General features: G+C 57.0%; 14 protein-coding genes. 11 read left to right on the top strand and 3 right to left on the bottom strand.

The window, feature by feature from the left end; genetic code table 11:
• Nucleotides 1-3: 3 nt before the first annotated feature.
• Nucleotides 4-858 (bottom strand): MurR/RpiR family transcriptional regulator, encoded by an 855-nt coding sequence (locus tag IM290_RS17780; protein WP_015570496.1) that lies wholly within the window; start codon nucleotides 856-858, stop codon nucleotides 4-6.
• A 267-nt stretch (nucleotides 859-1,125) separates the two neighbouring features.
• On the opposite strand from IM290_RS17780, the gene IM290_RS17775 reads away from it, so the two are divergent.
• The 11 genes from IM290_RS17775 (at nucleotide 1,126) to dsbG (ending at nucleotide 14,092) form a co-directional block, all read left to right on the top strand.
• Entirely contained in the window at nucleotides 1,126-2,601 is a 1,476-nt protein-coding gene (locus IM290_RS17775; RefSeq protein WP_193354486.1) for an alpha/beta hydrolase, read from the top strand.
• Nucleotides 2,602-2,688: 87 nt separating this feature from the next.
• A complete protein-coding gene (locus IM290_RS17770; RefSeq protein WP_032671162.1) occupies nucleotides 2,689-3,900 on the top strand; it encodes a diguanylate phosphodiesterase in 1,212 nt (403 codons plus the stop codon).
• 88 nt (nucleotides 3,901-3,988) lie between these two features.
• Entirely contained in the window at nucleotides 3,989-4,885 is an 897-nt protein-coding gene (locus tag IM290_RS17765; RefSeq protein WP_047726569.1) for an aminoimidazole riboside kinase, read from the top strand.
• A 171-nt stretch (nucleotides 4,886-5,056) separates the two neighbouring features.
• On the top strand, nucleotides 5,057-6,574 hold the full coding sequence (locus tag IM290_RS17760) for a carbohydrate porin (RefSeq protein ID WP_047365060.1): 1,518 nt from the start codon (nucleotides 5,057-5,059) through the stop codon (nucleotides 6,572-6,574).
• A gap of 66 nt (nucleotides 6,575-6,640) precedes the next feature.
• Complete coding sequence (locus IM290_RS17755; protein WP_193042466.1) at nucleotides 6,641-8,011, top strand: sucrose-specific PTS transporter subunit IIBC; 1,371 nt, start codon at nucleotides 6,641-6,643, stop codon at nucleotides 8,009-8,011.
• The gene (locus IM290_RS17750; RefSeq protein WP_193042465.1) at nucleotides 8,011-9,417 is read left to right on the top strand and encodes a sucrose-6-phosphate hydrolase; all 1,407 of its coding nucleotides are present in this window, start codon (nucleotides 8,011-8,013) and stop codon (nucleotides 9,415-9,417) included. The genes IM290_RS17755 and IM290_RS17750 overlap by 1 nt, the downstream gene beginning before the upstream one ends.
• Before the next feature lie 28 nt (nucleotides 9,418-9,445).
• The gene (locus IM290_RS17745) at nucleotides 9,446-10,477 is read left to right on the top strand and encodes a LacI family DNA-binding transcriptional regulator (protein WP_193042464.1); all 1,032 of its coding nucleotides are present in this window, start codon (nucleotides 9,446-9,448) and stop codon (nucleotides 10,475-10,477) included.
• Nucleotides 10,478-10,557: 80 nt separating this feature from the next.
• Nucleotides 10,558-12,108: a methyl-accepting chemotaxis protein gene (locus IM290_RS17740; protein WP_193042463.1), complete on the top strand. Its 1,551-nt coding sequence runs from the start codon at nucleotides 10,558-10,560 to the stop codon at nucleotides 12,106-12,108.
• Between the two features lie 189 nt (nucleotides 12,109-12,297).
• The gene (locus IM290_RS17735; RefSeq protein WP_015570500.1) at nucleotides 12,298-12,711 is read left to right on the top strand and encodes a hypothetical protein; all 414 of its coding nucleotides are present in this window, start codon (nucleotides 12,298-12,300) and stop codon (nucleotides 12,709-12,711) included.
• 5 nt (nucleotides 12,712-12,716) lie between these two features.
• Nucleotides 12,717-13,274, top strand: coding sequence for an RNA polymerase sigma factor (locus IM290_RS17730; protein ID WP_023296645.1), 558 nt, complete (start codon nucleotides 12,717-12,719; stop codon nucleotides 13,272-13,274).
• A gap of 41 nt (nucleotides 13,275-13,315) precedes the next feature.
• The gene (dsbG, locus tag IM290_RS17725) at nucleotides 13,316-14,092 is read left to right on the top strand and encodes a thiol:disulfide interchange protein DsbG (protein WP_193042462.1); all 777 of its coding nucleotides are present in this window, start codon (nucleotides 13,316-13,318) and stop codon (nucleotides 14,090-14,092) included.
• Nucleotides 14,093-14,130: 38 nt separating this feature from the next.
• Here the strand turns inward: dsbG and IM290_RS17720 are convergent, their stop codons facing one another.
• Together IM290_RS17720 and IM290_RS17715 are read right to left on the bottom strand one after the other, a co-directional pair.
• Complete coding sequence (locus IM290_RS17720; RefSeq protein ID WP_193042461.1) at nucleotides 14,131-15,420, bottom strand: glycoside hydrolase family 10 protein; 1,290 nt, start codon at nucleotides 15,418-15,420, stop codon at nucleotides 14,131-14,133.
• A gap of 7 nt (nucleotides 15,421-15,427) precedes the next feature.
• Complete coding sequence (locus IM290_RS17715) at nucleotides 15,428-15,715, bottom strand: VF530 family DNA-binding protein (protein WP_000123965.1); 288 nt, start codon at nucleotides 15,713-15,715, stop codon at nucleotides 15,428-15,430.
• Nucleotides 15,716-15,782 lie beyond the last annotated feature (67 nt).

The raw sequence follows: 15,782 nt of genomic DNA, 5'->3' as shown, positions 1-15,782 counted from the left end.
CCTTTAGCGTTCAAATTGACCAAACTCTTGCTGTAGTTGTCGGTTGATTGCCAGACGTTCCGGCAGCGCATCGCCCAGCGCCTCCACAACGCCCGACAGCAGCAGGTTGAAGAGACAGCTCACCGGCGCCAGCGAATCCCAGAAATGGCCGGTATCGGTCTTCACCTGGAGCAAATCAATCGGGTAATCCCGCGCCCACGGGCACCAGATATCGGTGATCAGCGCCATCGCCAGGCCTTTTTCGCTCGCCACGCGGCAGTACTGGCGGGCAATGGCGGAGTAGGCGCGGGTATCCGTCAGCACGATATACGGGTTAGAAAAGCCGGAGTTAAGCGACTCCACCCAGCTACCGGAGAGCCCTTCGGAATAGCTCACCCGCGGGCGCAGATACTCAAGATGGCTGAAGAACGCATTGGCGATCCCGCGCGTGGACTGGATCCCCAGCACGAAGACGGCGTCGGCATGGGTAAGTTGCTGGACCACCTGCCTGAACGTTTCGCTTTGCGCCAGCTGGTAGACATGGGCAATGGCGTCCACCTCCAGCGACAGGGAGTGCTGAAGACGATCCGACAGCGGCTGTTGCTGCTTCCAGGAGTCGAGACGCTCGTTAATGCCCCAGGGCTGGTGGGGATTGCGCAGGCTTTTTTTGGCGTCGTCCAGGTTGCGATAGCCCAGCTTGCGCAGAAAGCGTCCGACGGTGATCCCGCTGGTGGCTGTGGCCAGCGCCACGCTCTCTGCCGTTTCGAAGGGGATCTGCCCGACGTGCGCCAGCATCCAGCTTGCCACCCGTTTTTCGCTCGGGGTGAGCTGGCTAAAGGTCGCTTCGATACGGCTCAACACCTCAGGTTTGGTCGTCATACCGCCTCGCTGTTAACTGGCTGTCAAAGGCCGGGTTTCTGTTACCGGATTAACAATGCAGGACGCGTGCCATGTTCACATTGCGGCGAAAACGCGCTGTGCAGCAAAGTTAATGCAATATTTGTTTAACAGATGCTCAACATTTGTGCAGCGTAGTTCACTTTTGGTGCAGTGTCCGGCACGAGCGGTATCTATTTGGTGAATACGTCAGCCTCTTCACATTTTTTGGTAAGATGAACGCTCTGTGGATAAGAGAGGGAGCCTCACATGGCGAATTTGCCCTGGCGGGTCAGCGTGCGCCTGATGGCTCTCGCAAAAAAAATAGCGATGGTCATCGGGATCATTGTGCTCGTGCTGCTGGCGGTGCGGGTTTATCTTTCGCAGCAGGGGCCGGCCCTGCATCACTGGCACACCTGGCGGGCTGACGAAATTTCCGTGCAGGAGATGGATAACGCGACCTTCGCAGCGTATGTCGCGCGGGAAAACGCCATCTTCACCGCTCTCGACGCTGAGGTGACGGCGAATGTCACACCCGCAGAGCGCACGCCGCTGAACCGTTATTACCGCCAGAGCCTGGTGTGGCCAGGACACTTTTCCCCGGATGCAAACCGGTCATTCGTGCTGATGCCTGCCGGAAAGCCGCGCGGGGCGGTGGTATTGCTGCACGGTCTGACGGACTCGCCCTACAGCGTCAGGCATCTGGCAGAGAATTATCAACAGCACGGCTTTGTGGCCGTAGTGCCTCGTTTGCCCGGACACGGCACGGCGCCGGGTGCCCTGACAGACGTTGACTGGGAGGCGTGGCTGGCCGCATCGCGCCTTGCGGTTCGTGAAGCGACACGCCTGACGGGGAACGATCTCCCCTTGCATCTGGTGGGCTACTCCAACGGCGGGGCGCTGGCGATGAAATACGCCCTCGACGCTCTTGATGCGCCTGAACTGCGTAAACCTCAGCAGATCGTTTTGCTCTCACCGATGATTGGCGTCACGGCGTTTGCGCGCTTTGCCGGATTCGCCGGGCTACCGGCCATGTTACCGGCGTTTGCCAAAGCCGCGTGGCTCAACATTTCGCCGGAATATAATCCTTATAAATACAATTCGTTCCCGGTGAATGCAGCACGTCAGTCCTGGCTGCTTACCCAGGCGCTGCATGAGCAGATAAACCGCGATGTTCATGATCACAAACTGGCGCAGCTTCCGCCGGTGCTGGCGTTTCAGTCGGTCATGGATTCAACGGTCAGTACCCGCGCCGTGGTCAGCGGGCTGTTTGACCAGCTTCCGGCAAACGGCAGCGAACTGGTAGTTTTTGATATCAACCAGGCCGGGAGTTTCCGTCCACTGTTCAGGCCATCATCCTGGACGGCGGTGGCTGACCTGCTGCCCGGGGCAAAAAGGCGTTACAGTGTCACAATTGTGACCAATGCCAGCCCCGACAGGTTTGATATGGTGGCAAAGACAACGCCTGCGGGTAGCACCCGGGAAACGGTGATGCCGCTGTCGGTCGTGTATCCGCAGGAGGTTTATTCCCTGTCGCATGTTGCTATTCCGTTCCCGCCTGATGACGATCTGTATGGCCGCCATCCTGAGGTGAAAAACCACTACGGTATCAGCCAGGGGACGATAGCCCTGTGGGGAGAAACATCGGTTCTGAGCGTCGGCAAAGATGCGCTGATGCGCGTGACGTCGAATCCGTTCTACGATTATATGCAGACGCGGATCGACAGCCGTATCGGGGATAATTAAGCCCGACGTGGAATAGATTAGGTCACACCGGGGAACTGTGTTAAACAGTACCGTTCAGGCGTATACCCTATACCGGACCCCGTTTCTGTGCTGACAACTCTTATTTATCGAAGCCAGCTGAGCTTAACCTGCACCTCCGCAGCGTTAAGCGCGCTGGTTGAACAGGCCAGGATCCGTAATACGGAGCAGGGCATCTCAGGCATTCTTCTCTCCCGTGGACGTGACGTTCTGCAAATTCTCGAAGGCACGGAACAGCGCGTCGTCGCGCTTTTTAACACCATCCGTGCGGATGACCGGCATACCGGCGTGGTGGAGCTGATGCGCGATTACGGCCCGCGCAGACGTTTCGAAGACGTGGGAATGCTGCTGTTTGACCTGGACGTTCAGACCCCGAAAGCGGTTCTGGCGTCGGTTCTGCATTACAGCAAGCTGGAAAGCTATCTGACTTCTGAGGATCGGGTCTTCAAATTTATTCAGACCTTTATCACCGGCAAAACCGCTATCCCACCCGCTTCGGACTATGAGCCTGATAAATGGACGCTTTCGCGAGAGCGCGCGCCGTTTGGTAAAGGGTTAGGTCTGCTGGCGGGACAGCCCTGCCAGTTTGCGCTGCAACCCATTGTCGAGCCGTCCGAAGGCAAAATCAGTTCTCTCGAAGCGCTTATACGCGGAAACGACGGCGGCAGCCCGGAGCATTTCTTCCGTAGTCTCGATCGTGAACAGATTTACGAAGTCGACCTGCAAACCAAAGCCTGGACCTTTGCGCTGGCGCAAAAGCTCGGCATCGGCAGCCACAAACTGGCGGTGAACCTGCTGCCAATGTCGCTGGTTAACGTGCCGGGCGCGGTAGAGTTCCTGGTAACGCAGATCAAAAAGTACAATCTACAGCCTGAGCAGGTGGTCATTGAAGTCACTGAGAGCGAGATGATTTCCGGCTTTAACCAGTTTAACAGCGCCATTAAACAGCTGCGCGCGGAAGGGGTTGGGCTGGCGATAGATGATTTTGGTTCCGGCTATGCTGGTCTTTCACTGCTCACCCGGTTTCAACCGGATAAGCTCAAAATCGACAGAGAGATCGTCAGCGATATCCACCTGAGCGGGCCCAAGCAGGCGATTGTGAAGTCGATAATCAGCTGCTGCACCGATCTGGAGATTACGCTGGTCGCAGAAGGCATTGAGAAGATAGAAGAGTGGTGCTGGCTTGAATCCGTCGGTATTCGCCGCTTCCAGGGCTTTTTGTTCGCCCGCCCGCAGCTCAATGGCGTAGGTGATATCCACTGGCCCCATCGGGTGGGTTAAGCAAATTTTCCGTCGCCATATTTCCCCGACACCCTGCCTGTGCTTAAATAGCTAAACCGGTTTAACATGATTTAGCTAAGAAGGTGATATGGAGACGATCTGGGTACTTGGCGATGCCGTGGTGGATCTGTTGCCCGACGGAGAGGGCAAACTGCTGCAATGTCCTGGCGGCGCACCGGCCAATGTCGCGGTAGGGGTTGCGCGTCTGGGCGGCAGAAGCGCCTTTATAGGCCGGGTGGGCGACGACCCCTTCGGGCGTTTTATGCAAAAAACGCTTGCGGATGAGCAGGTTAATACAGAATGGCTGCGCCTGGACCCGCAGCATCGCACCTCCACGGTGGTGGTGGATCTCGATAACGACGGTGAACGTTCCTTTACCTTTATGGTTCGCCCGAGCGCTGATTTATTCCTCGACTCTGCCGATCTCCCGCCATTCCGCACCGGGGAGTGGCTGCACGTCTGCTCTATCGCGCTCAGCGCCGAACCCAGCCGTTCCGCGACGTTTCAGGCGATGTCCGCTATCAGACTGGCGGGGGGATTTGTCAGCTTTGACCCCAATATCCGCGCCGATCTCTGGCACGATGAAGTCGAGCTGCGTCAGTGTCTTGAGCGGGCATTAGCCTGTGCAGATGTGGTGAAAATCTCGGTGGAAGAGCTGGCGTTCTTAACCGGAAATGCGCAGGTCCATGAGGGGCTGGCGGCGCTGATGCGCACCTGTCCGGCCAGGCTGGTGCTGGTGACGCAGGGAAAAGAGGGCGTAACCGCCTGGCAGAAAGGCGCGTTGACGCACTATCCTGCATCACCCGTGGAATGCATTGATACCACCGGCGCGGGGGATGCTTTCGTCGCCGGGCTGCTGTTCGGTCTGGCTCGTGATGGCCAGGCCCGTCTTTCAGAGGTCATCACGCTGGCGCAGCGCTGTGGGGCGCTGGCGACAACCGCAAAAGGGGCAATGACCGCGCTGCCTTATCATCACGAACTGTAATTCACCTCTCCAGGCCTCCGGTCGGCGGCCTGAATTGTCGTCTCGATCACACTTACTAAAACGGTTTAGCAAAAAACGTTGCCGATCCAAAATTCAACGGTTTAGTATCATCATCCTAAACCGGTTTAGCAATTTAGCACTTTCACCGATAGTTATTAGGGATGCGACAAAATGTATAAAAAACGCAGACTTGCCGTGATGATAGGCATGCTGGCCGGGAGTACCTCTGTTTTTGCCCAGACGGATATGACACGTATCGAAGCGCGCCTGGCAGCGCTGGAGCAGCGTTTGCAGGAGGCGGAAACCCGCGCGCAGGTTGCTGAAAAGCGCGCCACGGCAGCAGAACAGAAAACACAGCAGCTGGTGGCTGCGCAGCAGGAAGCGCAAACCTCCACACAGGCGGTGGCGCAACGTACCACGGTGCTGGAAGAAAAAGCCGACCGGACAGGCGGTTTTGAATTTCACGGTTACGCCCGTTCCGGCCTGCTGATGAACGACGCGGCCTCCAGCAGCAAAAGCGGCCCTTATCTGACGCCCGCCGGGGAAACGGGCGGGGCCATCGGGCGTCTGGGGAACGAAGCGGATACCTACGTTGAGCTGAATGTTGAGCACAAACAGACGCTGGAGAATGGTGCGACGACGCGCTTTAAGGCGATGCTGGCCGACGGCCAGAAAACCTATAACGACTGGTCGGCAGACAGCAGCGACCTGAACATTCGTCAGGCCTTTGCCGAGCTGGGCAATTTGCCGGACTTTACCGGTGCGCTGAAGGGCAGTACCTTCTGGGCGGGTAAGCGTTTTGACCGCGACAACTTCGACATTCACTGGCTGGATTCCGACGTGGTGTTTCTCGCCGGGACCGGCGGCGGCGTCTACGACGTGAAGTGGAACGATACGCTGCGCAGTAACTTCTCCCTTTATGGCCGTAACTTCGGCAGCGAAGAGGAGATCGACAACAACGTTCAGAACTACATCCTCAGCATGAATCACTTCGCCGGGCCGGTGCAGATGATGGTCAGCGGATTACGGGCAAAAGATAATGACGACCGTAAGGACAGCAACGGCGATCCGATTAAAACCGACGCGGCCAATAACGGGGTACATGCGCTGGTTGGTCTGCATAACGAGAGCTTCTACGGCCTGCGGGAAGGTTCCGCCAAAACGGCGCTGCTTTACGGCCACGGTCTGGGCGCCGAGGTGAAAAGCATTGGTTCAGACGGCGCGCTACTGTCAGAAGCCGATACCTGGCGTTTTGCAAGTTACGGTGTCACGCCGCTGGGCGGTGGCTGGCACATTGCGCCCGCCGTGCTGGCGCAAAGCAGTAAGGACCGCTACGTGAAGGGCGACAGCTATGAGTGGGTCACGCTCAATACGCGTCTGATCAAAGAGGTGACCCAGAATTTCGCCCTCGCGTTCGAGGGCAGCTATCAGTACATGGATTTAAATCCGGAAGGCTACAAGGATCGTAATGCGGTTAACGGTAGCTTCTACAAGCTGACCTTCGCCCCGACGTTGAAGGCGGGCAAAATTGGCGATTTCTTCAGCCGTCCGGAGCTGCGTCTGTTCGCCACCTGGATGGACTGGAGCAGCAAGCTGGATAACTACGCCAGCGATGACGCCTTTGGCAGCAGCGGCTTCAACGCGGGCGGGGAATGGAACTTTGGGGTGCAGATGGAAACCTGGTTTTAACCCTTCACGCTCCCGCATCGCGGGGGCGTTTCGAACACCATAAAAAGAGGTCAGGAAGAGGTATCTATGGATTTTAATCATATTGCGCGCGAGCTTATTCCGCTGCTCGGTGGCAAAGAGAACATTGCCAGCGCGGCACATTGCGCCACGCGCCTTCGTCTGGTGCTGGTCGATGATGCGCTTGCCGACCAGCATGCTATCGGCAAGGTTGAAGGCGTGAAAGGCTGTTTTCGAAACGCCGGGCAGATACAGGTGATCTTCGGCACCGGGGTTGTGAATAAGGTTTACGCCGCGTTTATTCAGGCGGCAGGGATTAGCGAGTCCAGTAAATCGGAAGCGGCGGATATTGCGGCCCGCAAGCTGAACCCGTTCCAGCGTATCGCGCGTCTGCTCTCCAACATCTTCGTGCCGATTATCCCGGCGATCGTGGCCTCGGGTCTGCTGATGGGCCTGCTGGGGATGGTTAAAACCTACGGCTGGGTTAATCCGGATAACGCGCTCTATATCATGCTGGATATGTGCAGCTCGGCGGCGTTTATTATTCTGCCGATCCTGATTGGCTTCACCGCCGCGCGGGAGTTTGGCGGCAACCCGTATCTGGGGGCAACGCTCGGCGGCATCCTGACTCATCCGGCGCTGACCAACGCCTGGGGCGTAGCGTCCGGCTTCCACACCATGAACTTCTTCGGTCTTGAAATCGCCATGATTGGCTATCAGGGAACCGTCTTCCCGGTGCTGCTGGCGGTGTGGTTTATGAGCATTGTGGAAAAACAGCTGCGCCGGGCCATCCCGGATGCGTTAGATCTGATCCTGACGCCGTTCCTGACCGTCATTATCTCCGGCTTCATTGCGCTGTTGATTATTGGCCCGGCGGGACGCGCGCTGGGCGACGGGATCTCCTTCATTCTTAGCACTCTGATTGCCCACGCGGGCTGGCTGGCCGGGCTGCTGTTTGGTGGGCTCTATTCGGTGATTGTCATTACCGGCATTCACCACAGCTTCCACGCCATTGAGGCCGGACTGCTGGGTAATCCGTCGATTGGCGTTAACTTCCTGCTGCCGATCTGGGCGATGGCGAACGTGGCGCAGGGCGGGGCGTGTCTGGCGGTGTGGTTCAAAACCCGCGATGCCAAAATCAAAGCCATTACCTTACCGTCGGCGTTTTCCGCGATGCTGGGCATCACCGAAGCGGCAATTTTTGGCATCAACCTGCGTTTTGTGAAGCCGTTTATCGCGGCGCTGATCGGTGGTGCGGCGGGCGGTGCCTGGGTGGTGTCGGTGCATGTCTACATGACCGCCGTTGGCCTGACGGCGCTTCCCGGCATGGCGATTGTCCAGGCCAGCTCGCTGCTCAACTATATAATCGGCACGGTGATTGCCTTTGGCGTGGCGTTCACCGTCTCTCTGCTGCTGAAATATAAAACGGACTCTGAATAATGACCTTATCTTCCCGCTGGCCTGCCGTGTTGCAGGCCGTTATGCAAGGCCAGCCGCGTGCGCTGGCGGACAGCCACTATCCGCAGTGGCATCCCGCACCGGTGACAGGGCTGATGAACGATCCGAACGGGTTTATCTGGTTTGCCGGGCGCTACCATCTGTTTTATCAGTGGAACCCGCTGGGCTGCGATCATCGCTACAAGTGCTGGGGGCACTGGAGCTCAGCAGATCTGGTGCACTGGCAGCACGAGCCAATGGCGCTGATGCCTGACGAAGAGTATGACCGCAATGGCTGTTACTCCGGCAGCGCCGTGGATAACAACGGCGTGCTGACCCTGTGCTATACCGGCAACGTTAAGTTTGACGATGGCGGCCGCACCGCCTGGCAGTGTCTGGCGGTGCAAAATGACGATGGCACGTTTGCCAAACTGGGACCGGTGTTGCCCCTGCCGGACGGGTACACCGGGCACGTCCGCGATCCGAAAGTATGGTGGCATGACGGGCTGTGGTACATGGTGCTCGGCGCGCAGGATCGACAGCAGCGCGGCAAGGTGCTGCTGTTTACGTCAGCCGATTTACACACCTGGGCGTCCTGCGGCGAAATCGCCGGTCACGGTGTCAACGGACTCACGGACGCGGGCTATATGTGGGAGTGCCCGGATCTGTTTGAGCTTGATGGCACACACGTCTTGATCTGCTGCCCGCAGGGGCTGGCGCGCGAACCGCATCGCTATCTCAACACCTATCCGGCCGTCTGGATGAGCGGGGCATTTGATTATCAAACGCCTGCATTTGCGCACGGCGAGCTGCATGAGCTTGACGCCGGTTTCGAATTTTACGCGCCGCAAACCACGGTGGCAGAAGATGGCCGCCGCATCCTCATCGGCTGGATGGGCGTGCCGGACGGCGAAGAGATGCTCCAGCCTACGCGGGCGCACGGCTGGATCCACCAGATGACCTGTCCTCGCGAGCTGCGCTACCGCGACGGTAAGCTCTGGCAAACCCCGGTCCGTGAGCTGGAAACGCTGCGCGAGGATGAACATCACTGGCAGGGACGCGCCAGCGATGCCCCGGTGCTGGCGGGAGCGAGTCTTGAGTTCGAACTGAGCGCATCGAGCGTGAACGTGGATTTTGCCGGCGCGTTGCGGCTGATTGTGGATGATGAGGGGATCCGTCTGGAACGCGCCAGTCTGAAAACCACAGACACGCTGACCCGCTACTGGCAGGGCAATGTTCATCATTTACGCGTGCTGTGCGACCGTTCCAGCGTCGAAATTTTCATCAATGACGGTGAAGGCGTCATGAGCAGCCGCTATTTTCCTGACCATCCGGCCCAGGTACGCTTCGAAGGTGCGTCCGATATCACATTACGCTACTGGTCGCTGCGCAGCTGCATGATAGAATAGAGGTTTTGGCAGCCGGATCTAAGTCGTTGTGAGAAAAACAAAACGCGTCACCATTAAAGATATCGCGGAGCTCGCGGGGGTATCAAAAGCCACCGCCAGCCTGGTTCTGAACGGCCGCAGCAAAGAGCTTCGGGTGGCGGAGGAGACACGCGAGCGTGTGCTGGCGATTGCCAAAGAACATCATTATCAGCCCAGCATTCACGCCCGTTCGCTGCGGGACAACCGCAGCCACACCATTGGTCTGGTGGTGCCGGAAATCACCAACTACGGGTTTGCCGTTTTTTCTCATGAGCTGGAGACCCTCTGCCGCGAGGCGGGTGTTCAGCTGCTGATCTCCTGTAGCGATGAAAATCCGGGCCAGGAGACGGTGGTGGTCAATAACATGGTGGCCCGCCAGGTGGACGGGCTGATTGTCGCCTCCAGCATGCTCAACGACGCGGACTATCAAAAGCTGAGCGAACAGTTGCCCGTTGTGCTCTTTGACCGTCATATGAACGACAGTTCTCTGCCGCTGGTTCTCACCGATTCGATTACCCCAACCGCCACACTGGTGGCCGACATCGCGCGCCAGCATCCGGATGAGTTCTACTTCCTCGGCGGTCAGCCGCGGCTTTCCCCGACGCGTGACCGTCTGGAAGGGTTTAAGCAGGGGCTGCGTGACGCTGGCGTCGAGTTACGTCCGGAGTGGATCATTCATGGTAATTACCATCCGAGCTCCGGCTACGAAATGTTTGCCGAGCTTTGCGCACGCCTGGGCCGCCCGCCAAAAGCCCTTTTTACCGCCGCCTGCGGTCTGCTGGAAGGGGTGTTGCGCTATATGGGGCAACATAATCTGCTGCAAAGCGATATGCGTCTGGCCAGCTTTGACGATCACTATCTCTATGATTCTCTGACCATTCCTGTCGATACCGTTCGTCAGGATAACCGCCAGCTCGCCTGGCACTGCTTTGATCTGATTGGCAAACTGATTGAAGGGGAAACGCCGGAGCCGATCCAGCGTAAGCTGGATGCCACCCTGCAACGGCGATACAAGGCCGTAGAGAGACAGGGTAACGTCTGAGGGTGACATCAATAACTTTAATTAATTAAAGATTGGATTCAGCCGATAACCAAAGGGAAATTATATCCCTGAGGTGTGTTATGTCGTTGAAAAAATCATCCCTGATTATCCTGTTTTCCCTGCTTTTCTTCTTTGTGGCCAGCACTATCACCAGCGTTGGGCTCATCATTAAAAGTAATACTTCGCTGGATAATGTGAACAAAGAAATTCAGGTGGTTCTGTCCATTATTGATCCCATTAACCACAGCCGAACCCTGCGGGTCAGGGTTATGGAGTATGTGAAAATGGTGGAAGCGGGGGACGCTACCGACCCGTCTGCGAAACTGGCCTCGGTTAAAGAGGCGCTGACCAAAGCCGATAGTGCATATTCGGCGTTTATGGCCTCGCCGCGTTTGCCGGACGAAGCCCCGCTGGTCACTGCCTACCAGGAGGCGTGGCAAAACTACCGTAACCAGGGACTGGCGCCTCTCATCGCCGCTGCCGCCGCTCACGATGTGTCGCGGTTCAACGCTCTTATTCCCGTGGTGTCTCAACTCGATCGCCGATATGAAATTGTGCTCGATCAGGTTCTCTCCGTTCACCAGAAGTACGCCAAAACGCTGAACGAGGATGCGAGCCATAATTTCGTGTCGGGTCTGGTTATTATCGCCTGCATTGCGGTGCTGTTCGTGGTGGTGATCTTCGCCGTCAGCCTGCTGATGAAACGCGTGGTCTTTGCGCCGGTGAACCTGGCGCGCGAGCACTGTCGCCAGATTGCGGCCGGGAAGCTGGACGTACCGGTACCGATCAAGCGTGATTCCGGGAATGAAATCGATCACCTGATGTCCTCGATGGAGCAGATGCGCCAGGCGCTGCTCTCCACCATTTCTCAGGTGCGCGATGCCAGCCACACTGTGACGCATGCGGCGCAGGAAATTGCCTCCGGCAATATCGACCTGGCCTCCCGTACCGAGCAACAGGCTTCGGCCCTGACCCAGACGGCCGCCAGCATGGAAGAGCTGAGCGCGACGGTGGCGAATAACACCGACAACGTTTTCCAGGCTGGTAAGCTGGTGCAGGATGCCGTGAAAAATGCCCATACCGGTGAAGCGGTAACCCGTGAAGTCATCGAAACGATGAATACTATCGCGTCCAATTCGAAGCGTATTGAGGACATCACCAGCGTCATCAACAGCATTGCTTTCCAGACTAATATTCTGGCGCTAAACGCGGCCGTTGAAGCGGCGCGTGCTGGCGCGCAGGGGCGAGGATTTGCCGTGGTAGCAAGTGAAGTGCGCACCCTGGCACAAAAAAGCGCGGTGGCGGCGAAAGATATCGAAAGCCTTATCGCCCAGTCTGTTTCCAGCGTGAAAAACGGTGCACAACTGGTGAATCGTTCGGGAGAGGTGATTGATTCTATTATCAGCTCTGTGAATAAAGTGCATACGCTGATGGAACAGATTTCGGTTGCCTCAGAAGAGCAGAGCCGCGGGATTGGTCAGGTTGGTCAGGCCGTAACGGAGATGGACGGTGTGACCCAGCAGAACGCGGCGCTGGTGCAGCAATCCGCCGCCGCCGCCGCCTCGCTGGAGGAGCAGGCGCAGCAGCTGTCCCAGAGTATCTCGAGCTTTAGTTTGCCTGCTACGGCGTGATGTTCAGAGAGGCTCCTGAGGGAGCCTTTTTAATGTCTGCATGTAGCCGCTGCACAATCTCCTTCAGCCATTACTGTTATCCGTACAAAGCCGCTATGACATAAATTTTATCTTTCCCCGGCAATATTTCTGTTCCTCATCCGTCTACCTCATCAGAGACCATAATCATTCAACATAAACGAGGTACACATGAGAAATTTTGATATGCACGGAAAAGGTCACGGGCGTGGTTTGGGCCGCCATCGTATGGGTAAGGGCATCGTGATTGGCGCAGTCCTGTTCGTGGTGCTTGGCCTGCTGGTCATGTCCCTGTGGAACGCGTTGCTCCCGGCCATCCTGGGGGTTAAAGCCATTGGCTTCTGGCAGGCGCTGGGGATCCTGCTGCTGAGCCGCATTCTTTTCGGTGGGCTGGGTTTCCGTCCTGGTATGTTCGGTGCGCACCGCCGTATGCACGAACAATGGATGAATATGAGCCCCGAACAACGTGAGGCCTTCATTCAGCAGCGTCGGGCGGGATTTGGGCGCCACGGTCATTGCCGGTGGCACGATGGCCGGGATGAAAAGCGAGATGATAACGGTGCGAAAGCGCCGGAAGCCGAGTGAGCGATATGAAAGCCGGTGAGGCGGGGGAATCATTACTGATCTCGGCACTCAATGCCTGCCGCGCGCGGCTAAAAGCCTTCATTCGCGGACGGACTGCGGTTCGTGATGATGTCGATGATATTCTTCAGGAAGTGACCTGGCAGTTGATGAAAGTGGAACAACCGGTCGAGAACGTCGCCGCCTGGCTGTTTCGCGCCGCACGAAATGAGATGATCGACCGGGCGCGAAAAAAGCACGAGGTTTCACTGCCGGGGTACCTGACAGCAGATGACGAAGACTTTCCTGAGCAGGAGATTGCAGAAACGTTATTCGGCGTACCGCAAACGCCGGAGGAAGAGTATCTCAACATGCTGCTATGGGAGGAGTTGGGGCAAGCCCTGTCGGAACTGCCGCCACCTCAGCGCGAGGTGTTTGAAAAAACGGAATTTGAGGGCTACAGCATGAAGATGCTGGCAGAGGAAACAGGCGACAGTGTGCAGGCGTTATTATCCCGCAAACACAAAGCCGTGCGATTTTTGCGTAGTCGCCTCAAGGATATTTATGAAGCGTTGACAGGGCAATAAACTTCGACCACTCTGAAAAACAATATTTTAAAGGGGTCGTTATGCTTCAACGGTTAGCAAAGAAAAAGGTGCTGTTACTCTCTGCTCTGATGGTTACAGGGCTGGTCAGGGCAGAGAAGTCGCTTCCGGATGTGGTGAAGCACTTCAGTGAACAGCAGGACATCAAAATCATCAAGAAAATTGACGCCCCCGGCGGCGCGCCAGCGTGGCTGGGGAAATATCAGGACATGGGCGTGACGCTCTTTCTGACCCCTGACGGAAAGCACGTCGTGTCTGGTTATCTTTATGATGAGAAGGGAACCAACCTCAGCGAGGCCTTTTTCCAGAAAGAGATCTACGCCCCGATGGGCCGCGAGATGTGGAAAAAGCTCAATGCGGCGCATCCCCTGAAAGAGGGCGCGGAGAGTGCCCCGCGCAAAGTCTTCGTCTTTGCCGACCCGTTCTGCCCGTACTGCAAGCAGTTCTGGGCTGAAGCACAGCCGTGGGTGAAGGCTGGCAAGGTTCAGCTCAACACGCTGCTGGTTGCATTTCTTAACCCGAACAGCGGGCGTAACGCCTCCGCGATCCTGAATGCGAAAGATCCGGTGTCGGCCTGGAAAACGTACGAGCTGTCCGGCGGGAAAAAGCTGCCGAAACCTGAAGCTGCGGCTTCCCGGGAAACCGTTGAGATCCTGCAAAATCACCAGACGCTAATGGACAGTCTTGGCGCGAATGCCACACCGGCTATTTATTACCTGAATGAGCAAAACGAACTGCAACAGGTCGTGGGTATGCCAGACGCAAAACAGCTTGAGGCGATGTTCGGGCCGAAGCCGTAAAAGAAAGGCAAAAACAGGACGTTTCTGCCTTTTTTCAGTCAACTACCCCAGCGTCCCCGGAGGTAATTTACTGCCTCCTGCGTCTGCGGCTGGTTAAGATAGTCTTCACGGAACAGGATGGTGCCCTTAACGTCTGGCAGTGAATCGTTGAGGTCGAGCTGTTTTTTCAGCTCCGGTACGCCGCCGTTCACCGTCCAGTCCGGTTCGTTTCTGGAAGGCGCGCCCACTTTGTAGAACGCGATCCCGATATACAGGCGGGTATGGGTCGGTTTCACCACGTCAGCCCACCATTTTGTCAGCACATCGTAACGTGCCGCGTCGCGGGCGAAGGGCCAGTAGATCTGCGGCGCAATGTAATCCAGTAAACCCTGCTGTACCCATTTGCGCGTGTCAGCGTAGGATTCATCATAGGCTGCGGCACCGCGCGTGTCCGAGCCTGCCGGGTCGAAGGAGCGATTGCGCCAGACCCCCGCCGGGCTAACGCCAAATTCGACCTCAGGTTTAGCCTGCTTGATCGCCCTTGAAACCTGCACAATCAACTGCTGCGTATTGTGTCGACGCCAGTCCGCTTTTGACGCAAAACCTTCGCCATAGCGCCTGAAGGTCCAGGCATCATTCAGGGTGGACCCCTGCGTCTCGGTGTAAAAATAGTCATCGAACTGAACGCCGTCGACAGGGTAGTGATTTACCACTTCCATCACCACCTGGGTTATCCAGTCCCGCACGTCGGGAATGCCCGGGTCGAGAACAAAACGATCCCCCGAGGTGCGGATCCACTCCGGATGCTGGACGTACACGCTGGAAGGATGAAGCGACGAGGTGCGGTTAAGCGCGGCGATGGTCGACGGCTTCGTGTTGGTGGAAACGCGGTACGGGTTAAACCAGGCATGAACCTTCATCCCGCGCTTGTGCGCTTCATCCAGCATAAACTGGAGCGGATCGTAACCGGGATCTTCCCCGATAGTCCCCGTCAGGGTATCTGACCACGGCAGTATTTTAGAGGCCCACAGCGCCGTACTGTCCGGTTTTACCTGAAAGAAGACGGTGTTGATCCCAAGTTTTTTCAGCTTATCGAGCTTGTCCGTCAGCGCCCGCTGTTGCTGGGCGATACGCTGGTCCGCGCTACGGCCATTCACCGATGACACAGGAGGCCAGTCGAGACGGGAGACGGTCGCCAGCCAGATCCCGCGCATGGGTTCGTTAGTCTGCTGTAGAGGTTTCGCCTGCGGCAGCGGGGTAACGAGTGATTTGGGTGGTTTGGAAGTGCAACTTACCAGTAAAAGCGCGCAGCCAAGCAGCGCGCCAGTCCGTTTTACGTGTCGCATCATTTGCGTGTTAGCTCCTGGGTGTCCGGCTATCCGTCCAGGGATTAAACGCCGGTTCGTCCTGTTCCCCGTTACCGTCATCGTGAAGTGAGTCGAGGTAGAGGGCTTCAACTTCCGCCCGCGCCCATGGGGTGCGGCGCAGGAACTTCAGACTCGATTTAACACTCGGGTCCTTGCGAAAACAGTTGATTTTGATTCGGTTGCCCAGTTCATTCCAGCCATATCGCGCAACCAGCGCGTTAACCTGCATTTCGAGCGTTACGCCATGCAAAGGATCGTTGGAAATATGTGCTGTCATAGGCGTCCGGTAGTCTCATTTTTTATGGGGATGTGATAAACGCTCAAAGGTTACAAGAAAGCAGGGG

This window comes from Enterobacter cloacae complex sp. S1 (genome assembly GCF_014930525.1).
Classification (GTDB): Bacteria; Pseudomonadota; Gammaproteobacteria; order Enterobacterales; family Enterobacteriaceae; genus Enterobacter; species Enterobacter hormaechei_C.
Note: the sequence above shows the minus strand (reverse complement) of the source record. Positions and strands in the feature narration are given on the sequence as shown.